Genomic DNA, 22,415 nt, shown 5'->3' with positions numbered 1-22,415 from the left:
ATTCTGCCATGGACCGTTCATTAAATGGGATCTGGTAAACCTTAAAAAATCCTAAATGCCTCTTACAATTGTAGTAGATTGAATTCTTGATACGTACTCGAATAAATTAAATTAAATTCAGATGAAAAAAATATTGTTTATTCTAGTTTTAAGTATTAGCACATTTTCTAATGCGCAGGTTTATAAGCATAGCTTAGGATTACAGTTCGAGCATTACAACCGTTGGGCACCTTCTCTTAATTATCAATTGGGTCTATCGCCTCGAAGTAGGTTATCGTTTAGTTTAAATGGAGGTGCCTCTATCGGCAACAACAGTCAAATATTTCAATTTCAAAGTTCAATATACTATCAGCATGTTTGGAACATCAAAGGAGGATTAAATTGGTACCTAGGTGCCGGCATAAATGGCTTTCATCGTTACGATGATTCTTACCTGAATAAAACCTCTGTAAATCGGTTAGGTCTTGGATTGCAGTTCGGATTAGAATATGATTTCAATAAACATGGTGTGCCGTTAATTTTATCCTACGATATTAAACCAACCATCGGTTATTCGAATCATCAAAATCAAAACCTTCTGTTTAACACTTCGTCCGCGTTCACATTAAAATATACGATTGGAGGATTAAAAAAATCAAAACGCTAATTGTTTTATGAAATTTAGTTTTTGATGAGTAGGAAGTGAGGCATCTAGCCAATGAATAGTTGCCCCTTTCTTTTCCATTCTTCTAAACCATGTCATCTGTCTTTTCGCAAACTGATGAATGGCAATTTCAAGTCTTTCAAAAAGTTCTTTTCGCGTGATTTCCTCTTTTAAATAGCTCCCCACCCATTTATATTCAAGTCCATAATACTCCAAATCTTCATAGGTTAAGTACTTTTCTAAGAGAAATTGAACCTCTTCAACCAAGCCTTCTTCCAACCTTTTTTTTAAGCGTTTGGTAATTTTGTCTCTTCTCAAGTCTCGATCAATATTAACACCAAAAATTATCGGTTTTATTTTGGATGTTTTCAGGGGCTGCCAAGTCGGATTATTTTTGAGAAAATTATAAATTTCTATTGCTCTAATTTTTCGAGGAATTGTATTACCACTTAATTGAGATTTAATTTCTTTTGGCAATGCGGAAAACTGTTTATCGAGCTCCTGTGTCGATACCATCTTCAAACTTGCCCATAGACTTTCATCGGTTGGAATTCCTAAAAAAGAATTACCATAAAGTGCCGTATCAATATATAAACCACTACCTCCACATATTATTGGAACATTATTCCTACCTCTTATTTCATTAAATGCCAATTGAAAATCATTATGATACTCTGCAATGTTATATTTATAGCCAGGTGGTTTTATGTCAATAAGATGAACTGGAATATTGACACCTTCAATTACGTACTCTTCAAGGTCTTTACCTGTCCCAATATCCATCTCCTTATATATTTGGCGAGAATCAGCACTGATAATTTCCCCTCCAATTTTTGAGGCAAGTTGACAAGCTAAGTGCGTTTTACCGCTTGCTGTTGGACCAAGAATAGTTATAAGGTTGTACGAATTATTCACTATTTTTTAGCATATAGAATTATTCCTTCAGGAGATGTAAATGAATAACTTAAACCTTTATTAATGTAAGAATCGGCTTTGTGAACAAAAAAGCTAGCCGAATTGGGAACCTTCATTCCCCACGACCCTGATGTTTTCATTTCTCCTGGCAATATTATAGCCACATGATTTGACTTGGTAGGGTCAAATGCTATTGTTGGCTTAGCGTCATTTGCATAATCTTGCGCCTGAACCAGGTTTTCTTGCTCTGTCGCCAAACCTATTGCCTTCCATGTCCCACCGTTCAATGTTACAATGTCTTTTATATCACGATATGAAACATAATCATCGTTCGATCTAAAATCATCAACTTCATAAAACCTACACAAAGCTTCTGCCGTAAATTGATTGCATTCTTGATCATCCGTTTCATTTTTTTTACACCGATCATAATCTGCCTGAATATCTTCTAGGATTTCAATTGATTCATCAGATATTACAATTGTACCATCATCACTTAATGTGGTAAAATTTTGTCGCTTTTCCTCTGCACATCCAATTAACCCAATTACTAAAAAAATAAAACTAAATCTCATCATTGTTCCAAATTTTCCATGCTTCTTCTGCTTGTTGATGAAGCATTGTTAAACCATTCATGGTCCATGCACCTTTCGCTTTTGCTTTTTTCAAAAATAAGGTTTCTAAAGGATTATAGGTTAAATCGATGGCCAAATGTTTTTCGGTAAAATATTCATAGGGTATTAGGGGAAAATCTTCAACGTTAGGATAAGTTCCTACAGGACTGGTATTCACGATAATTCCATTAAAACTCATCATGTTTTCATTAATATCTTCGTAGCCAAAGGTTTTAGAATCTCTTTTAGTTCGTGAAATTTGAATAACATTCACCCCTAAATTTTCTAAAACATAATTCACTGCTTTCGCAGCACCTCCCGTTCCTAATATCATCGCTCGCTCATGATGGGATTTAAAAAATGGTTTAATTGCCTGTCTAAAACCATATACATCAGTATTATACCCGTACTTCACTCCTCCTTTTATCTTCACCGTATTTACGGCCCCAACCGTTGCCGCTTCAGGACTTAATTCGTCCAAAAATGGAATAATTTTCTCTTTGTAAGGAATAGTAACATTAATACCGTTAAAATCATTTTCAAATATTGACGTGCATTCAGCTATGTTATTCAAAGAAATATTTTCATACGTAGCATCAATTCCAAGTGTTTTGAATTTTTTTTCAAAATACTCTTTTGAAAATGAATACCCTATATCTTTCCCAATCAAACCATACTTCATACCATCATCAGTTTTATTTTCAATCATAAAAAAAGGGAAAAATAAATTCTCCCCTTTCATTCCATTTACTATGTAATTCGTTAAAATTTCATTAACCAATTAAATTTATCTTCTAATTTTCCAGTTTTATATTCAGTGATATAGTCTTTAATCTTATTTGAAAGCTCCCTTGTTTCAATTGCTGGCAACTCATAGTCAACACCATCATAACCGATAGCGCTAATATGCGCAATTGTAGCAGCCGTTCCTGCACCAAAGGCATCTTGTAAACGACCTTCTTTAATTGCAGAAATAACCTCTTCCACTGTCACTTTTCGTTCCTCTATCTCATACCCCCAATCTTGAGCAATTTCTAGGACACTTCGTTTAGTAATCCCTTTAAGAATTGTGTCTGTCGATTCCGCTGGAGTAATCACTTTATTATCAATAACAAAAATGATATTCATTGTACCAGCCTCTTCAATATACGTATGAGTTTTAGCGTCGGTCCAAATTAATTGGCGATACCCTTCTTTCTGCGCTAATGCAGCCGGATAAAGCGATGCCGCATAATTACCAGCCGTTTTCGCTTGTCCTACACCACCTTCAGCAGCTCGTGTATATTTAGTTTCAATTTTAACTCTAACCGGCTCTGAATAGTACGCTCCAACAGGTGATGTAATAATCAAAAATTTATACTTTTCTGAAGGTCGAATACCTACATAATCATCAGTAGCAAACATAAAGGGACGAATATAAAGTGATAGTCCCTCTTTATCTGAAATCCATTCACGATCAATATCTAATAATTGTTTTAGACCTTCTAGAAAAATTTCTTCAGGTACGGGTTGCATCGACATTCTTTTAGCTGACTCGTTGAATCGTTTAGCGTTCATGTCAGGCCTAAAAACTAATACTTGTCCATCAGCACCCTTTTGTGCTTTCATTCCTTCAAAAATAGATTGACCGTAATGAATTGCTGAAGTTGCTGGATGAAGACTTAAATTACCAAACGGAACAATTGTTGGTTCTTGCCATTTACCATCCACATAATCCATTTCAAACATATGATCTGAAAAGAATTTCCCAAAAGGCAAGTTGTCAAAATCAACTTGATCAATTTTGGACTTTTCAACTTTAGTAATCTTAATATTTACGGTATCTGTAGCCATATTTGTCCATTTTTAATTTAGTGCAAAGATAGGCATTATTTATTGATTCTAATCCAAGCCTAATGGTATAATCTCAATCCTTTAGAATTATTAACACCTCCAGTTCAAGCTTTTTGACAAATTTATACTGACAACGTCCAATCTCGAATTATACATTGGAATAGAATTCTTAATTTCGTTTATTAAAATTTCAATACACTGAAGAATCCGATAGACATATTAAATCAATATTGGGGATACGCTGAATTTAGAGCGGGTCAAAAAGATATTGTTTCAGCGGTTTTAGAAAAAAAGGACACCCTAGCCTTACTCCCTACTGGCGGTGGGAAATCAATTTGTTACCAAGTACCAGGAATTATGCTCGAAGGGATATGCATTGTTATTTCTCCATTGATTGCATTAATGGAGGACCAAGTAAGACAGTTAAAATCTCGAGGGGTAAATGCAGTAGCTGTTAATTCCAGCATGTCAAAAAAACAAATTGACATTGCTTTAGACAACGCTATTTACGGACAAACTAAATTTTTATATGTTTCTCCTGAACGATTAAAAACGAGATTATTCAAAGCGCGATTTGAAAAAATGAATGTCAATTTAATAGCTGTTGACGAAGCCCATTGTATTTCGCAATGGGGATATGATTTCAGACCCCCTTACTTAGAAATAGCTGCTCTTAGAAAAATTAAACCGAACGTAACTTTTTTAGCATTAACCGCTACTGCCACTCAGGATGTAGTAAACGATATTCAAGAAAAACTGCAATTTAAATCGAACAACGTTATTCGGCAATCTTTTAGACGTCCAAATTTAACCTACAATAGTTGTTTAACTTCAAATAAATTGAACAGAATCGAACATTTCCTGCGTTGCAATGAAGGTTCAGGAATTATTTATTGTAGTACACGTCGAAAAGTGAAAGAATTAGCGCTTAAACTTCATGAAAAGGGTTTTTCAGTTGATTTTTATCATGCTGGGCTTGAATACGATGAACGAAAAAGAAAACAAGCAGCTTGGTTCTCTAATAAAATTAGGGTTATCGTTTCCACAAACGCATTTGGAATGGGCATAGACAAGCCAGATGTTAGATTTGTACTACATCATGATGCCCCGCATTCCATAGAAGCCTATTTCCAAGAAGCTGGTAGAGCTGGAAGAGATGGAAATGAAGCGGTTTCTAATCTCTATTATAACGAAAAAGATCTTCAACTACTGGAAGAAAGTGTAGCGACAAAATACCCTCCAATTCCTTTTATTAAACAAGTGTACAATGCGCTGGGAAATCATTTTCAAATCGCTATTGGAGCAGGATTAAACGAGGTTTATCCAATTGATTTAGCCGAATTCGCTAATAAATATAAGTTCAACCTCCTATTGGTGTATAATGCTTTAAAATTTTTAGAGCTATGTGGGTTCATTTTTTTATCCGAAAATTACAAGCAGCCCAGTCGCTTAAAAGTTTTGGGGAATAATCATGATCTTTATAATTTTCAAGTAAAAGATAAAGATTTACATAAAATTATTCAATTCATTCTTCGAACTGAAATGAGTGTTTATGAAGATTACGCCAGATTAAATGAGTTTAAATTAAAAAAAGCAACTGGGCTGAGTCTTCAAACTATTCATTCTAAACTTCAGTTCTTACATCAACATGAAGTTGTAGATTTTATTCCTAGATCTGAAAAACCTACAATTACATATATTACAGAACGTTTACTCGACTCCAACTTTTCGATTCCCCCTTCCATCTATAAAGACCGAAAAGATATAGCCAAGCAACAGATTGAAGCTGTCATAGATTTTTTGGAAACAACGTCATGTAAAAACAATTTTCTTCTGAACTATTTTGGAGAAAAGAATGAAGAAAATTGCTTTAGATGCAATAGTTGTATTAATCACTTAAAAACGGACTTTAAGATTTTAAACTCACAATTAAAGAAAATCTTAACCGTAATCGCAAAGAAAGAAGAATATACGCCCATTACTACTGTTCTAGCAGCTTTAAATGCGTATAAAGAAGAGGATGTTCTCCATGCTTTGAGAAATTTAGCAGACCATAATGAAATACACCTGGATCAAACTGGAAAAATGATTCGAGTCAACCGATCTTAAAAATCATCATCAGTCACTACGAAACTACATTTTTGCGTACGCTCTTTATCACCAGACATTGTATAAGTCCAATTGCTTTCAATAATAACCGACCGATTTATTAATTCTCCATTTTTAGTTTCAATTGAGAGCATATCCCCTTGCCATTTACACGATTCATACTCTTGTTTGGTATCCAAGACTTCATATTCATAAATTAAACGGGAAGCAGCAGGAAAAATAGTATCGATGGCATTCATAATATCACCGTTTCGAACCACCAATGTATCTTCAGACGTGTTATTCACGACGAATCTTTGATGTTTTAAATTTCCTGGAGCACAGCTAAATAAAGCACCAAGCAAAAAGTAAAATCCAAATATAAGTCTCATGCTTCTATTTATTCGGAATATTCTTCAAGACCTCTAACAGAAAGCTCCAAAACTTTTGCACCGATTTTATATTGACCATTTCGTCAGGCGAATGAGGGTTTTTAATAGTTGGTCCAAAAGAAATCATATCACAACCCGGTAAATGTTTACTCAAAATACCGCATTCAAGTCCTGCATGACAAGCCTGAACTCGAGGTTCATCATCAAACATTTCACGATACTTTTTTAGCAAAACTTCGAGAATTGGTGAATTCGGATTTGGAGCCCACCCAGGATAATCCCCACTCTGTATAACCTCCGCTCCGATCGCCTCATAATTTGTTTTTAACGCATTCGCAATATCTTCTTTACCACTTTCTATCATGCTTCGTTGAAGGGATTGTGTTACAAACTCTCCATTTCTAACAATGACTTTAGCCAAAGAAGATGACGTCTCCACTATTCCTTCCATTTTTTCACTCATTTTCCAAACTCCATTAGGATTCGTGTATATCGAGGATAATATTTTTTTCTGATCTTCTACACTAACCATTTCTTTCTTAACTGAGTCAATCGTCTCTAACGTAATATCGGCTTTTTCTTCTACCACTGAAAACTCTGCTAAAATAGCCTCTTTGATGACAGAAAAAGACTTGGTTAAATCACTATAACTTCCTTCTAGCAAAGCAAAAACGCCTTCGCTTTCACGAGGAATTGCATTTCTTAAGCTACCTCCTTCTAATTCAACTATTCTTAAATCAAACTGTTTGTTTAACTCAAAAACCAATCGGTTCATCCATAAATTCGCATTACCTCTTCCTAAGTGAATATCCATACCGGAATGACCGCCTTTTAGACCATTCACACTAATTCTTATACCAATCGCTCCAGAAGGCACCTCCTCAGTTTTGTATAAGTATTTAGTATTTGTGTCAATTCCACCGGCACAACCAACTGAAAACTCATCATCATCTTCTGTATCTAAATTCAATAAAATATCTCCAGAAAGCATTTGACCATCCAGTTCTTTAGCTCCTGTCATACCTGTTTCTTCATCAATTGTGAATAATGCTTCAATTGCAGGATGTTCAATATCATTAGAGGATAAAATTGCCATCGCTGCTGCCACTCCCATTCCATTATCAGCTCCTAAGGTGGTACCATCGGCCTTAACCCATTCATTGTCAATAAATGAGCGAATACCTTCTTTTTCAAAATCGAATATGGTGGCATTATTTTTTTGATGAACCATGTCTAAATGTGACTGTAGAATAACCGTTTTTTTATCCTCAAAACCCTTAGTAGCAGGCTTTTTTATAACCACATTTCCAATATCATCTTTTAATGTTTTTAACCCCAATTCATTACCAAAATCTAACATAAACTCAATTACACGGTCTTCTTTTTTCGAAGGTCTTGGAACTTCATTCAAGTCTTCAAAATGATTCCAGATAATTCTTGGTTCTAAATTTCGTACAGCCATATTCATTTTTTTTAGCTAAGTTAATCATTCAACTTCATTAAAACGACTTTGGGATATTTAGATTTTTCAACCAATTCTCACAAATTCACGTTAAGAAAATCGTCAAGTTTTTCTAATTAATTCTAATTCAATTCCTACCTTTGGTAAGACTAGGATTATAGAATTTTCAGAGTCTAGTATTTTTATATGATGAAAACTATTCAAATTATATTAATAATCTCAATACTTGGCGCGTTCGCCAGTTTTGGTCAAGAAAATACGTGGAATAAAAAAAGTTCGTTCGGCGGATTAAAGAGAGAGAAGGCGGTTGCTTTTTCCATTGAAGAGTTTGGTTATGTAGGTTGCGGAATTGATACTGCAGAGCAAACACATAATGACTTATGGGCATATGATCCTGAAGCCGACACTTGGACACAAAAAGCTTCAATTCCGGGATCACCGAGAAGAGACGCTGTTGCTTTTGCTGCTTCGGGTATGGGGTATGTAGGCACCGGTTTTTCACACGATGACTCCGAACTGGGAGTAAAACTTAAAGATTTTTGGAAATATGATCCAATATTAAATGTGTGGGAAGGAATAGCTGATTACCCCGGTGGCGGTGATACAGGGTTATATCATGGCACAGGATTTAGTCTTTTAGAAAAGGGATATGTTGCCTGTGGGAAAATTGGCTCTAACGCATACATATCGGAACTATGGCAATACGACCCAGAAACCGATGTTTGGCATGAAAAGACATCTTTTTCAGGTGGAGAACGATACCAATTGACAAGCTTTACGATTCATGACAAAGCCTATGTTGGATTTGGAACTGATCATGATGTTTTCAGGAAAGACATCCATCTTTATGATCCAATTTCCAATGCTTGGGAACCATTACCCGATTTTCCAGGATCGGAAAGAGCAAAACCAAGTAGTTTTTCAATAGGAAACAAAGGCTTTATTGTTTTTGGAACAGATGGTGGCTATAAAGATGAACTATGGGAATATGATGTCAATAGTGCGACTTGGACTTTACGCGCGCCGTTCCCAGGTGGCCCAAGAACTAATGGCATAGCATTTTCCATTGGTGACAAAGGTTACGCAGGCCTTGGAAAAGAATCAGATGGAAAAAAACAATCATTTTATCAATACATTCCAAAAGGTCCCCTTTCAGTTTTTAATATTGAGGTAAACAAACTAAATTGTTATCCAAATCCTTTTACAACAGCAATGCAAATTGATTTGAAAGAGTTATACGGAAAAAAAACAATTCAACTTTTTACGCTATCTGGAACTTTATTATTTGAAACCACTACCTCGAACTCCTTTTATAAATTAAGCAGAACAGACTTACCGCCTGGCACATTAATTTTAGCCGTCACACAACAGAACACTACAAAGACTTTTATTAAAAAAATTGTTGTAGAATGAGAAAATTATTCTTGATTTTATTCTTAATCCCTTTATCAATTATTGCCCAGGACTATTGGGAACAACGAGACTCAGTGAATGGTCCAGCTCGTGCAGCCGCTGCTAGTTTTGAGTTAGACGATGAAATGTTTGTTACTGCAGGTGTGAATATCGAAGAAAACAAACGAAAAATGTATTCTTACGATTTAGATCAAGATGATTGGGACGATGAAGTTGCGTTAGGTGGTCCAACAGGATTGGGGTTAGCTAGAAACAGCGCTATTGGATTCAGCGCCTTAGGCTTTGGTTATATTGGACTAGGATCAGGTACTCTTCCCTACATGAAAGATTTATGGCAATACAATCCTGAAACAGAATCGTGGACACAAATGGCTGATTTTATTGGAGAAGCAAGAAATGGCGCTGTTGCTTTTGCTATTGATTCCGTAGCTTATATTGGAACAGGTAACACTGTTGATGGTTTGAAAAATGATTTTTACGCATATAATATTTTATCCAATTCGTGGCACTCAATTAGCCCGCTACCTGAAGGACCTAGAAAAGAAGCTGTTGGATTTACAATGGGGGGTAAAGGCTATGTTGGAACAGGAAGAGGTGAAGATAATTATTACAACGATTTTTGGGAATATTTTCCAGTTACCGATGAATGGACGAAAAAAGCCTCACTTCCTGGGGTTCCTCGTCTAGGAGCTGTTGGATGTGGTAATTTTCCTAGAGCTTACATAATGATGGGAGAAACGGCGTCGGCATACTTAGATGATGTGTGGGAATATAATTATTTCGGGGATATTTGGACGCAGCGGGCTGATTTTATCGGTGGTCAAAGAACACAGGCTTCTGCCGAAGTGGTGGATGGTCGAATATTCGCTGGTCTCGGTTATGACGGTGAATACCATGACGATTTCTACGAATATATACCCAACCCATTAAGTAGCGAGAAGTATTCTGGTATCGGAGCAATAGAGGTTTACCCGAATCCAACTTTGCAATATTGTTTTATAAAACTGAATAATCCAATAAAGCAATTTAACTTTTCAGTATTTGATATAAATGGCAAAGAGGTGACCAGCTCATTCATATTTTCGAAAAATGATTTAAACACAATTCGAATTGAACGAAAAAAATCTGATTTAGTTGGTTTATTTATAATTCGAATTAAAGACAGTTCTGAACCAAACTCCGAATACCTTACCAAAATACTGTTTAACTGATGCGACTTTTACTTTTAAGCCTCAACTTTCTACTATTACTCTCTTGCACTGACTCTGGTTCCTCCGACAATCATATTAAAATGGAATCCAACTATAATATGGAAACCTTTGAAAATGATGATCAAAGTTGGGGCTATAATATTCTTCGTGAAAACCAACTATTCATTCATCAACCTCACATTCCTGCCATTTCAGGAAAAAATGGATTTAAAAGTGAAAAAGAGGCAAATATTGTCGGGCATTTCGTTTTGACTAAAATTAACAAAGGTTTCATTCCTCCCACCATAACTATAAATGAATTAGATAGCCTTGGAGTGCTAAAGGATTTATCAGAATATTAATTTTACGTTAAAGGAATTGAATATATTTGTACTGTTATTTCGTAAGTAATGAAGATAATTATAACCGGAGCAGGAGCTGTAGGATTCCATCTCGCCAAGATGATGGCTAGTGAACATCAAGATATCTATCTGATTGACAAGAATCAAGATCGATTAAATGAAATACAGTCAAACCTTGATATTTTTACGATTAAGGGAGATGCTAAGTCAATTTCAATACTGAGAGAAGCAAAAATAGAATCCTGTGATTTATTAATTGCAGTTACTTCTTCTGAGGAGACCAATTTATTGGTTTCGATTTTGGGTAAACGATATGGGGCAAAACGAACCATTGCACGTATTAATAATTTGGAACTAAAGATTCCAGAAAATGCGGCAATTATGGAGTCTTTGGGAATAGACGAATTAATTGCGCCTGTTCAACTCGCTTCGGAAGAAATAAGGAGACTCATTAAACGTTCTGTTTTTACTGATGACCATGAATTTGAAGGAGGGAAGTTAACGGTATTTGGTATTTCCATTCATCAAAAATCAAAATTGGTTGATTTATCGATTCAAGACAGTGCTTATCTCAATCCAGAGTTGGCGTTTAAACCAATTGCCATCCACAGAAAAGAAGAAACGATCATCGTAAATGCCCATACAGTTATTCGAGCAAATGATATTGTTTACTTTATATCAAATCCAGAATCAATAGATCAAATAATTGAAATTTGTGGTCAAGAATGTTTTGAAATAAAAAACATTATGATTCTTGGCGGAAGTAGTATAGGTTATCACACTGCCAAGCTTTTAGAAGAAGATTATAATGTAACCTTGGTTGAAAAAAACCGCGAACGATGTGAAGAACTCGCAGGCACATTAAAAAGTACATTAGTTATTAACCTTGATGGTAGAAATGTAACTGGATTAGAATCGGAGGGACTTGGTGATATGGATGCCTTTATTGCCGTAACCGCAGATTCGGAATCAAATATCATGTCCTCTCTTGTGGCCACCAATCACAAAGTGAAGAAAACAATAGCGCGCGTTGAGAACATTGATTATATACATTTGTCACAAAACATTGGTATTGATACACTAATCAATAAAAAAATCATTGCCGCTGGAAACATTTTTAAGTACGTTAGAAAAGGAAATGTAACAGCAATTGCTAATTTGCACGGTGTAGACGCTGAAATCATTGAGTTTATAGTTAAACCCGGTTCAAAGGTTACGAAAAAACCTATTAACCGACTAAATTTCCCAAAAACAGCGAATATTGCAGGTGTAATTCGTGAAGAGGTAGGTTTTATTCCTTTTGGATCATTCCAACTAAAAGAAGGAGATCAAGCAGTGGTTTTTTCTCTGACCGAATCAATTCATTTAATTGAAAAGTATTTCCAATAATGCCTAGACCGTTAATAAATTCGAGTGTTACACTGAATGTCATTGGCAGTCTTGTTTTAATTATGGGAGTATTAATGCTTCCTCCTGCCCTATTTTCAGTTTATTACGGAGAAAAAGACCTTATCCCAATACTTTCTAGCTCGCTCATTACACTTATTGCGGGTAGTGTACTCAAAATAGTAACACGGAAAAGTAAAGACGCAGAGATAAAAAAACGTGATGGTTACTTAATTGTTACAGGAGGGTGGATTTCTATGGCAATATTCGGAACACTCCCCTATTTGTTAAGTGGCAGCATCCCTGATATTTCTGGAGCTTTTTTCGAGACCATGTCCGGACTTTCAACAACCGGAGCAACAGTTTTGGATAATATTGAGGAACTACCTCATGGTATACTTTTCTGGCGGAGTATGACGCAATGGATAGGTGGAATGGGGATAATTGTACTGACAATTGCTATTCTACCTCTACTGGGCATTGGTGGTATGGAATTATTCGTTGCAGAAGCACCTGGACCAACTAAGGATAAGATACACCCAAGAATTAAGGAAACTGCGAAACGTCTCTGGGTTATTTATCTGTTTTTAACCATTATTCAAACTATTATACTCTTGTTTTGTGGAATGGATTTTTTCGATTCAATTAATCACGCGTTAACAACCAATTCTACTGGAGGGTTTTCTACTAAACAAGGCAGTATTGAAGCATTTAATTCGCCTTTAATTGAAGCCGTAATTGTAATTTTCATGTTTTTAGCGGGTACAAACTTCACCCTGCTGTATTTCGGATTTAAAGGTAAATTTTCAAGATTTTGGCACAACGACGAGTTCAAATGGTACAGCGGAGCCGTACTTTTATTAGTCATCATTCTGACGCCGGTGGTGTATTATAATACGGGAGAAGTCAGTTTAATTACTGCTTTTAGAGAAACAATTTTTCAGGTTGTATCAACTATAACTACAACGGGCTATGCATCTGCAGATTTCACTGAATGGGGATCATTGGCCACCTTTATATTTTTTCTTTTGCTCTTTTCTGGTGCATCCGCGGGATCAACTTCAGGAGGAATAAAGATTGTTAGAGTAGTAATTCTTATGAAAAACGGAATACTAGAGTTTAAAAAGCGATTGCATCCCAATGCAGTAATCCCAGTATACCTGAACAAACAAACCGTTCCCAGTCACATCATTTTCAATCTTTTAGCTTTTATTTTCTTATACCTTTCGGTTTTTGTAATAGGTTCAATTATTATGACAGCTTTAGGTGCTAATTTTGAAGTCGCGATTTCATCCGTTGCTACATCGCTTGGAAACGTTGGACCCGGTATATCAGAAGTAGGTCCTTCACATACGTTTTCGAGTATTAGTCCAGGTGGGAAATGGTTATTGTCATTTTTAATGTTATTTGGTAGATTAGAACTCTTTACTGTTGCTTTACTTTTTACGCCATATTACTGGAGAAGAAATTAATCAATAATTTAGGAACGCAATATCATTTAATTTTTAAAGCTTATAGTTGACGAGTAAATTCATATATTTGGATAAAACCATATCCATGAAAAAAACTTTACTTACATTTTTAACTTTGGCGTTTATTACCCCTCTTTCAATAGCGCAACAGACAAACAAGAACGAATCTTTTAAATTCACTTCAAAATGTATTTCAATGACAGTCACTCCAGAGTTACGGTCTTTGGAAAATACACTAGCTTATCGCAATGAAAAGAAAGAACCTGTCGTTCACAACAATTTTCGACGACAGAAATACACTAATTCAGAAGCTTATCCACATGGCGTAGATCCTCTGTGGCAACGAAAACCAGGGAAACTATCCGGAAAATCACCGCTACAGAATTGGGAAGGTAATGATCACGGAGCATATCCTCCTGATCCTTCTGGAGCAGCAGGTCCCGACCATTACGTTCAGATGATTAATTCAGAGTATATCATTTACAATAAAGAGGGAGACATCTTAGCAGGCCCAAACTCACTTGCATCTATCGTAGGTTCTGATGCTGGTGACCCAATTGTTATGTACGACCGTTTTGCTGATAAATGGATGTTAAGCGCCTTTGGTGTAGGAAACCAACTAGCTGTAGCCATTTCACAGACACCTGACCCATTAGGAGCGTATTGGTTGTACACGTTCGATATGGCCTCTTTTCCTGATTATCCAAAATATGGGTTATGGCATGATGGATATTACGTGACAGCAAATAAATCCGGATCCGATTGCTTTGTTTTTGAAAGAGATAAAATGATTGTTGGTGACCCTACCGCCGCTATGATTGCTTTTGATATACCTGACTTGGGAACAGGGGCAGGAACCGAAACAGGTGGTTTCCATAGTGTTTTACCAGCTCACGCAGATTTCGAAATGCCTTCTGAAGATAAAAATTTAAATCTTTTTTATTTTCAAGACGATGCTTGGATGGGAATTCCTGATGATGCAATTAAAATTTGGGAAATTGAAACTAACTGGGAAGCTCCTGAGACATCGAATATCGAACTTGTACAAACACTTTTAACCACTCCGTTCGATTCTCAATTTGATGCTTCTTGGAACGATATTGAACAACCAGGCACAAGTGCGAAACTTGATGGTATTCCTGGCGCATTTATGTACCGCGCACAATACACAGAATGGGGTTCTCATAATACAATCATGTTAAACCATACCGTAGATGTTGATATGACTAATCATGCAGGAATTCGATGGTATGAGCTTCGCGAGATTGATGGAACATGGGAAATTCACCAAGAAAGTACTTATGCTCCTGACGACCAAAACAGATGGTTAGGCAGTATTTCAATGGATAATCAAGGAAATATTGGTCTAGCATACTCTAAAGCAGGTTCTGAAGTTTATGCTTCATTGTTTTATACTGGCCGTTATGCTGGTGACCCGCTTGGAGAAATGACAATTGAAGAAGTTGAAGCAGTCGCTGGTACATCAATTCAAACAGGAATTAACCGATTCGGGGATTATGCCCATATGGCTGTTGATCCGACCGATGATCAAACATTTTGGTACACTGGTGAATATTTGTCTTCCGGTAGAAAAACGCGAATTTTTTCATTCAAACTAGCGAGTGACTACCTTCATGATGTTGGAATTACAGCACTTTTATCACCCGAAGATGGAACTTTGACAGACAGTGAAGAAATTGAGGTTAATGTAACCAATTTTGGACTATCAGATGAAAATGATTTTGCCATTAGCTACCAAATTAATGATGGTGCTATAATTACAGAAACTTATGAATCAGGACCATTGATTGCTGGTGAATCAACAAGTTTTAGTTTTTCTACACTCGCAGATTTATCCGAAGAAGGGACATACGACATCAATATTTGGACTGACTTGGATACTGATGAATTCAACGGTAACGACACCCTAAAAACAACGATAACACATCAGTTTTCCAATGATTTAGGCGTGATTGCTATAAACTCTCCGACCACTGGAACTGGTTTAATGGATGAAACAATACAAATCTCAATCGAGAACTTCGGAGCAGAATCTCAAACTGGCTTTACAGTAGGTTATATTTTAAATGAAGAATTACCTGTGGAAGAAACTGTTGATGCCTCAATTGCACCAGGGGAAATCATTACCTATGAGTTTACAACCACGGGAGATTTTTCAATGACTGGGGAACACGTTATTGTAAGTTATACTGCGCTAGCTGAAGACGGTGATTTATTGAATGATACCACCGTTACAACAATTGAGAACTTATTTTGTGCACCTGAAGCGTATTGTGGTTACGGTGATGGTTTTGTTGAATTTCAGTTAGGATCAATTGACAACCCTTCAGGATGCTCAGAAGATGGATATGGTGATTATACCCATTTAATGACGGACTTATCAAGAGGCGATGATCATGAATTGTATATCGCATCAGACTGGGAAACTCAGTATGCAACAATTTGGATTGACTTTAATGACAATTTTGTATTTGAAGAAGACGAGAAGGTTATTGAAGGTGAAACATTTGATTTTGGGGCAACCTTAATGTTAAGTATCCCTGAAGATGCGATTCTTGGTGAACACTTATTACGGGCAAAAGCCAGTGATAATGTAAGCGGCGTGGATGACCCATGCGAAGATATGACGTATGGCGAAACTGAAGATTATAAAGTTAATATAATTCCTGGTGGATTTGAAGAAGGACCTGATGTAGACTTTAGCGCCGATATCCTTGTTGCTCCTCCCACTACAAATATTGCATTTACCGACTTGTCTACCAATGATCCAAATGAATGGAATTGGACAATAACACCTGCCACAGGTTGGGTCTATGCTGATGGAACTAGTAACTCAAGTCAAAATCCTGTAGTTTCATTTAACGATATTGGAACATATACCATTCAATTGTATGCAGCTAATGACATAGGAGACGGATTAGAAATAAAGAATAATTACATCGCCATAAAGAATTTTGCAAATATCATTAAGAATATTCCTTTTGGTATTGAACAACAAGTGAACAACGGTAATTATTTTGAATATCTTGTCGTAGGCTCTGATGAATCGATCACGGTTAATGTACATAATGCAGCTGGGCAACTTGTTCATCAAGAATACCTAAGCCCATCCGAAAATAAAACACTAATAACAATAGATTTAAAAAACGTGGCCACTGGGTATTATCTTCTGCATGTTAGCGATAAAAACAATAGTAAAATTGAAAAAATTTGGGTAAAATAGATAATTTCTTCATTCAGAATTTCAAGAGGTAAGTATGACGCTTACCTCTTTTTTTTAACTTTGTTTTAGTATGAGAGGACCGAATGAAATTTTGAAAGAGGTGTATGGGTACGATTCCTTTCGACCGATGCAGGCAGAAGTTATTGAACATGCAATTAGCGGGCAAGATAGTGTCGTTATAATGCCTACCGGAGGCGGTAAATCTGTTTGTTTTCAAATCCCCGCACTAATCTTCGATAAGCTAACACTTGTTATATCTCCGTTGATATCCTTAATGAGAGATCAAGTTGAAGCCCTTAAATCAAATGGTATTAATGCGGCCTACTTCAATAGTACCCAGTCGGATTATGAAAAAAGAATTATAATAGAAGATTGCATAAAGGGAAAGATAAAATTGCTTTACATCGCTCCAGAAACCCTTATTCATGCTTTTAACGCGTGGTTAAAGGACCTACCAATTTCAATGGTTGCCATAGACGAGGCTCATTGTGTATCCATGTGGGGACATGATTTTAGACCGGAATATGCACAATTGCAAGCGATTCGAAAACGTTTTAGCAATGTTCCATTTATGGCCTTAACTGCGACTGCGGATAAAGTTACACGTGAGGATATTTCTAAACAATTAGGTCTAAACCAACCCCAACTATTCCTATCATCGTTCAATCGAAAAAATTTAAGTTTAGCCGTTCGAGCTCAAATTCCTAAAAAGCAAAAGGAAAAAGAAATACTAACTTTTATTTTAAATCGACCTGATGATTGTGGAATTATTTATTGTTTATCTCGGAAAGAAACAGAATCGTGGAGTGCACTATTAAATTCTAACGGCATAAATGCTCGACATTATCACGCAGGTATGGATACTGCAAGTCGTGAAGCCATTCAAGACGGTTTTATAAATGATAATTTTCAAGTTATCTGTGCCACTATTGCATTCGGAATGGGAATCGACAAACCTAATGTTCGCTGGATTATCCACAATAATCTTCCTAAAAATATTGAAGGGTATTATCAAGAAATTGGCCGTGCCGGTCGAGACGGCTTACCTTCAGACACAATACTATATTATAATTACCGGGATGTCAAAATGTTGAATGATTTTGTGGATGATTCGGATTTCAAGGAAACATATCACGAAAAAATTCGAAGAATGTTAAACTATGCAGAAGCTACTTCCTGCAGAAGAAACATACTCCTCTCCTATTTTGGTGAATATAGAGAAGAGCCTTGCGAGAATTGTGATATATGTAATAACCCTCCAGCGTTTATTGATGGAACTACAATTTGTCAAATGGCACTTTCAGGAATAATTAGAACCAAGGAACAGGTCGGTGCGAATTTACTGATTAATATCCTCAGGGGAGCACAAACTATGGATTTAATGGATAAGGGTTATCATCGTATTAAAACATATGGTGTAGGGAAACAATATTCTTTTAGGGCATGGCAACATTTCATCAATCAAATAATAAATTTAGGATACATTGAGATTGCTTATACTGATCACCTCAAACTTAAAGTTACGGAGGCCGGAAAAGCAGTTCTTTTTAACTCCAAAAACGTAGAACTTTCTGATTACATTGAGAAGAAAGAAATTAAAACCTCGAAAAAATCACAAAATAAAACGATAAAAGCGAGTGGATTAAGTCAGAAAATTAAAGAATTTAGGTTAGAATTAGCGAAAACAAATCGCGTTCCTGCCTATGTTATTTTTAATGATGCAACCCTTCAAGAACTTGTTTCTCATCAACCAAAAAACAAAGAAGAATTGCTTGCAATACAAGGTATGGGAAAAGTAAAAGTAGAGCGCTTTGGTAATGAGTTGATTAAACTAATTCAAGCGGCAAAACCCAGCTCAAACTCAACTAAAAAACATACGACATTAATTACATTAGAGCTATACGAAAAAGGCTTGTCAATAGAAGCAATTGCAGAAGAAAGAGGGTTTTCAACCACGACTATTGTCGGACATTTATGTAAACTTTATGAGGATAACTATCCAATAAATTTGAATCAATTTGTTACTGAATATGAAGTAAATACCATTAAACAAATTCGGAAAAAATTAAAAAATACGAATCAATTAAAACCTATATTTGAAGCGTTAAACGGCAGCATTGATTATCAAAAAATAGGAATAGCATTAACTATTCTCTCTAAATACCAATAATTATATGGACCTAAAAAGAGTTGCGGCATTATTCATTATTTTAATTTCGATAGTATTTATCCTTATTATTGGTAAAAACATCTTTATCCCACTCATACTAGCTATCCTGATATGGTTTTTAATCAAAGAAATCAGGCAAATAGGCTATAAAATTCCCTTTATTGGCGCAAAAATTCCGAAATGGTTACTTAATATCATCTCAGTCATTGTTCTATTTGTGTTTTTAGGATTCATGGTAGATGTTTTAGTCGCCAACATACAAGATTTAAAAGTTAACTTGCCGCTCTACGAAAAAAACCTCAATGCATTTAACGAGCAATTCAGTCGAAAATACCACATTGACTTGCAACAATATATTTCAGACAAAGCGGGGAATTTGAACCTTACCGACCATATATCTTCATTATTAGCTTCTTTTTCCGAGTTGTTTGGAAGTACCTTTATGATCGCATTATATTTAATTTTTATTCTCCTTGAAGAATCGATATTTAATAAAAAAATCTTAACCCTATCCAAAAACCAAGCCCATCGTCTTGAATTAGAAAATACACTAAATAAAATCGGTAATTCGATTAGTCGTTATATCGCCTTAAAAACCTTTGTCAGTATTTTAACCGGTACTTTTAGCTACATAGTTCTTCTTATTATAGGAGTCGATTCCGCTCTTTTCTGGGCATTTCTAATTTTCGTTTTAAATTTTATCCCAACAATTGGATCATTGATTGGTACAATCTTCCCCGCGCTCATGGCATTGTTACAATTTGGTAGTATAAACGATGCCATTCTTGTCCTTGTTTGTGTTGGAACAATTCAAGTTATCATAGGAAATATTGTTGAACCTAAAATAATGGGGAACTCTCTAAATGTTAGCGCTCTGGTTGTAATACTTGCATTAAGTCTTTGGGGAGCCATATGGGGAATAACCGGCATGGTTTTGAGTGTTCCCATAACCGTTATACTTGTAATATTGTTTGAACAATTTGATTCGACTCGTAAAGTAGCCATTTTGCTTTCAGAAAAGGGAGATTTAAATCCTTAGTTTTTACTACCATGGACAACACCCAAATGTAAACATCTGATTTTTAATTCTTTTATATTTAATTTGAAAAATCTCAACAAACGCTTAATAGCAAACTGTGGGATTTCCTATTGATTTTATTCGATATTCAACTAATTTTTCCTTAGATTTAATCATCTCAATTCCGCAAATATGAATACGAAAGAAGAAATTGTAAAAGACTGGTTAACGCGTTACACAGGGACTAAACTAAGTGATTTTGGTGACTATATTTTACTAACTAATTTCAATAAGTATGTTGAAATATTCGCAGAAATGAATAATGTTCCAATTGCAGGATTAGATAAAGCAATGCCAAATGCGACAGCGAATGGAATAACGTTTATCAATTTTAGCATGGGAAGTGCAAATGCAGCTACAATAATGGATTTGCTTAGCGCCGTTTCTCCAAAAGCTTGTTTATTTTTAGGAAAATGCGGGGGACTCAAGAAGAAAACGGCAATTGGAGATTTAATTTTACCAATTGCTGCAATTCGTGGAGAAGGAACATCAAATGATTATTTTCCACCCGAAATACCCGCTCTCCCTGCGTTCACTCTTCAAAGAGCTGTATCCACTACAATACGAGAATTTAAAAGGGATTATTGGACGGGTACCGTTTATACGACAAACCGAAGAGTATGGGAGCATGATCAAGAATTTAAAGATTATCTCAGGAAAACACGTGCAATGGCCATAGATATGGAAACGGCTACCCTTTTTATTACAGGATTTTCAAACAAAATTCCAACAGGTGCACTCCTTCTTGTTTCCGACCAACCAATGATTGCTGAAGGTGTAAAAACGAGTAAAAGTGATGCAGCCGTATCACGAAATTTCGTAAAAGAACACATCGAAATAGGCGTAAAATCATTGCTTGAAATTAAGAACAACGGAACCTCAGTCCGTCACTTAAGATTTCCTTATTCCGAAGATAATTAAAACCAACTTTCAAAGCCAGTGCAGAACTCCTCTGAATCAAATCTTTCTCCTACATCTTATCGTGAAAAAGCACTATTAAAATTAGCTTGGCAAAGCTCTGTCGTTGTATTAATTGTTTTTTTGCTTAAGATTATTTTTATTCAAAACGAAGTTAACTCTATGACATCATATCTGCTCACAGTAGGTTGTGTTGTTTTAGGCATGGTTTATCTCTATTTTACTAAAAGATCAAAACTTGTATTTATGTTCTATGCATTTGCTGGATGCTTTGTCACCCAGTTATCTTGCTGGACTATTCCTGAAACGAATCACTATGTCGATTTTATTTGGATCATAATTTGCTGTTTTGTTGGCTTCTGGGGTGGTAAACAATACTTTGGACTTGGCCTTATTTTCTTAAATATTATTGGCCTTGGATATTTTGTTTTCTATCACTATAATGAGCACATCCTTATTATCCAGCCTGCCACTCAAAAACAATTAATAAATTTCTTCATCGAGATAACATTGTGTTTATCCATTTTAGCCTATTTACTTTATGTTTATCAAAAATTTCAATTGGTTTGGGAAAAAGCTTTTGATAATTCTCATCAAGAATTGTTAAAGCAACACTCAACTGTTCAGGCTAAAAACGATCAAAATATTATTTTACTTAAAGAAATTCATCATAGGGTTAAAAACAATTTACAGATCATCGTTAGTCTTCTCCGCTTGCAAAAAGATGAACTTGAAAAAAGTGAGTCTAAATCTCAGTTTCAAGAGGCTATAAACCGAATTCAAGTAATGTCCTCAATTCACCAAAAATTATATCGCCAAAATGACTTTGAAAACATAAACATTGAAAATTACTTGAATGAACTGATTGAAGATTTAAAAACTGCTTATAGCGGTCATAAAGCAATTGATGTCGAACTAAATTGTTGTTTGAAAAGCATGGACTTAAAGACCATGGTTCCAGCTGGACTTCTATTAAATGAATTGATTTCAAATTCGTTTAAATATGCTTTTAAAGAAAAAGAGAATGGCCTAATCAATATACAAATTTATAAAACGGAAAAAGGCTTTAATATTGAATACAGCGATAATGGTGAATGGAAAAATTCAGCAAACGATGTGGGGTTCGGAATGGAATTAATTGAAGTTTTCACCGACCAATTAAATGGAACTAAAAACTTTGAATCAAATGACACTGGTTCGCATTATACTTTTGAATTAACTTTTATCGATTGATA

Annotated in this window: 18 protein-coding genes; 12 read left to right on the top strand and 6 right to left on the bottom strand. The window is 35.6% G+C overall.

What is annotated here, in order from left to right; translation table 11 throughout:
- Nucleotides 1-121: 121 nt before the first annotated feature.
- Nucleotides 122-646: a hypothetical protein gene (locus A8143_RS00615; RefSeq protein WP_070136972.1), complete on the top strand. Its 525-nt coding sequence runs from the start codon at nucleotides 122-124 to the stop codon at nucleotides 644-646.
- Here A8143_RS00615 and miaA read toward each other — a convergent pair.
- From miaA to A8143_RS00595, 4 genes are read right to left on the bottom strand one after another with little or no spacing between them, the layout of a single operon-like run.
- Complete coding sequence (gene miaA / locus A8143_RS00610; protein WP_217494766.1) at nucleotides 635-1,558, bottom strand: tRNA (adenosine(37)-N6)-dimethylallyltransferase MiaA; 924 nt, start codon at nucleotides 1,556-1,558, stop codon at nucleotides 635-637. The two genes, A8143_RS00615 and miaA, sit on opposite strands and share 12 nt — an antisense overlap.
- The gene (locus tag A8143_RS00605; RefSeq protein ID WP_070136968.1) at nucleotides 1,558-2,136 is read right to left on the bottom strand and encodes a hypothetical protein; all 579 of its coding nucleotides are present in this window, start codon (nucleotides 2,134-2,136) and stop codon (nucleotides 1,558-1,560) included. The genes miaA and A8143_RS00605 overlap by 1 nt, the downstream gene beginning before the upstream one ends.
- Nucleotides 2,123-2,914 carry a shikimate dehydrogenase family protein gene (locus A8143_RS00600; protein WP_245676446.1) on the bottom strand — a complete coding sequence of 264 codons (792 nt, stop codon included), beginning with the start codon at nucleotides 2,912-2,914 and terminating at the stop codon, nucleotides 2,123-2,125. Before A8143_RS00600 ends, A8143_RS00605 begins: the two co-directional genes overlap by 14 nt.
- A 20-nt stretch (nucleotides 2,915-2,934) precedes the next feature.
- Nucleotides 2,935-4,005 carry a branched-chain amino acid aminotransferase gene (locus A8143_RS00595; RefSeq protein WP_070136966.1) on the bottom strand — a complete coding sequence of 357 codons (1,071 nt, stop codon included), beginning with the start codon at nucleotides 4,003-4,005 and terminating at the stop codon, nucleotides 2,935-2,937.
- 198 nt (nucleotides 4,006-4,203) lie between these two features.
- On the opposite strand from A8143_RS00595, the gene A8143_RS00590 reads away from it, so the two are divergent.
- Complete coding sequence (locus A8143_RS00590; RefSeq protein ID WP_317040026.1) at nucleotides 4,204-6,114, top strand: RecQ family ATP-dependent DNA helicase; 1,911 nt, start codon at nucleotides 4,204-4,206, stop codon at nucleotides 6,112-6,114.
- Here A8143_RS00590 and A8143_RS00585 read toward each other — a convergent pair.
- Together A8143_RS00585 and A8143_RS00580 are read right to left on the bottom strand one after the other, a co-directional pair.
- Nucleotides 6,111-6,485, bottom strand: a complete 375-nt coding sequence (locus A8143_RS00585) for a hypothetical protein (protein ID WP_070136962.1) — start codon at nucleotides 6,483-6,485, stop codon at nucleotides 6,111-6,113. The two genes, A8143_RS00590 and A8143_RS00585, sit on opposite strands and share 4 nt — an antisense overlap.
- A gap of 4 nt (nucleotides 6,486-6,489) precedes the next feature.
- Nucleotides 6,490-7,947, bottom strand: a complete 1,458-nt coding sequence (locus tag A8143_RS00580; protein ID WP_317040023.1) for an aminoacyl-histidine dipeptidase — start codon at nucleotides 7,945-7,947, stop codon at nucleotides 6,490-6,492.
- A gap of 186 nt (nucleotides 7,948-8,133) precedes the next feature.
- Between A8143_RS00580 and A8143_RS00575 the strand changes: the two genes are divergently transcribed.
- From A8143_RS00575 to A8143_RS00530, 10 genes are all read left to right on the top strand, one after another.
- Nucleotides 8,134-9,360 carry a T9SS type A sorting domain-containing protein gene (locus A8143_RS00575; RefSeq protein WP_083261157.1) on the top strand — a complete coding sequence of 409 codons (1,227 nt, stop codon included), beginning with the start codon at nucleotides 8,134-8,136 and terminating at the stop codon, nucleotides 9,358-9,360.
- Nucleotides 9,357-10,571 (top strand): kelch repeat-containing protein, encoded by a 1,215-nt coding sequence (locus A8143_RS00570; protein ID WP_070136956.1) that lies wholly within the window; start codon nucleotides 9,357-9,359, stop codon nucleotides 10,569-10,571. The genes A8143_RS00575 and A8143_RS00570 overlap by 4 nt, the downstream gene beginning before the upstream one ends.
- Before the next feature lie 80 nt (nucleotides 10,572-10,651).
- Nucleotides 10,652-10,912 carry a DUF4907 domain-containing protein gene (locus A8143_RS00565; protein ID WP_070136954.1) on the top strand — a complete coding sequence of 87 codons (261 nt, stop codon included), beginning with the start codon at nucleotides 10,652-10,654 and terminating at the stop codon, nucleotides 10,910-10,912.
- Nucleotides 10,913-10,960: 48 nt separating this feature from the next.
- Nucleotides 10,961-12,301, top strand: coding sequence for a Trk system potassium transporter TrkA (trkA, locus tag A8143_RS00560; protein WP_070136952.1), 1,341 nt, complete (start codon nucleotides 10,961-10,963; stop codon nucleotides 12,299-12,301).
- Nucleotides 12,301-13,770 carry a TrkH family potassium uptake protein gene (locus A8143_RS00555; protein WP_070136950.1) on the top strand — a complete coding sequence of 490 codons (1,470 nt, stop codon included), beginning with the start codon at nucleotides 12,301-12,303 and terminating at the stop codon, nucleotides 13,768-13,770. Before trkA ends, A8143_RS00555 begins: the two co-directional genes overlap by 1 nt.
- 85 nt (nucleotides 13,771-13,855) lie before the next feature.
- Nucleotides 13,856-17,014 carry a GEVED domain-containing protein gene (locus A8143_RS00550; RefSeq protein WP_070136948.1) on the top strand — a complete coding sequence of 1,053 codons (3,159 nt, stop codon included), beginning with the start codon at nucleotides 13,856-13,858 and terminating at the stop codon, nucleotides 17,012-17,014.
- A 70-nt stretch (nucleotides 17,015-17,084) separates the two neighbouring features.
- Nucleotides 17,085-19,184, top strand: a complete 2,100-nt coding sequence (gene recQ, locus A8143_RS00545) for a DNA helicase RecQ (RefSeq protein WP_070136946.1) — start codon at nucleotides 17,085-17,087, stop codon at nucleotides 19,182-19,184.
- 4 nt (nucleotides 19,185-19,188) lie between these two features.
- On the top strand, nucleotides 19,189-20,223 hold the full coding sequence (locus A8143_RS00540; RefSeq protein WP_070136944.1) for an AI-2E family transporter: 1,035 nt from the start codon (nucleotides 19,189-19,191) through the stop codon (nucleotides 20,221-20,223).
- Between the two features lie 171 nt (nucleotides 20,224-20,394).
- Nucleotides 20,395-21,183 (top strand): AMP nucleosidase, encoded by a 789-nt coding sequence (locus A8143_RS00535; RefSeq protein ID WP_070136942.1) that lies wholly within the window; start codon nucleotides 20,395-20,397, stop codon nucleotides 21,181-21,183.
- Nucleotides 21,184-21,342: 159 nt separating this feature from the next.
- The gene (locus tag A8143_RS00530; protein ID WP_070136940.1) at nucleotides 21,343-22,413 is read left to right on the top strand and encodes a sensor histidine kinase; all 1,071 of its coding nucleotides are present in this window, start codon (nucleotides 21,343-21,345) and stop codon (nucleotides 22,411-22,413) included.
- The last annotated feature ends 2 nt before the right edge of the window (nucleotides 22,414-22,415 follow it).

Origin of the sequence: Crocinitomix algicola (genome assembly GCF_001661595.2) — a bacterium.
Lineage (GTDB): Bacteria > Bacteroidota > Bacteroidia > Flavobacteriales_D > Crocinitomicaceae > Crocinitomix > Crocinitomix algicola.
The sequence above is the reverse complement of the archived record's forward strand: the minus strand, read 5'-3'. Positions and strand labels throughout refer to the sequence as shown.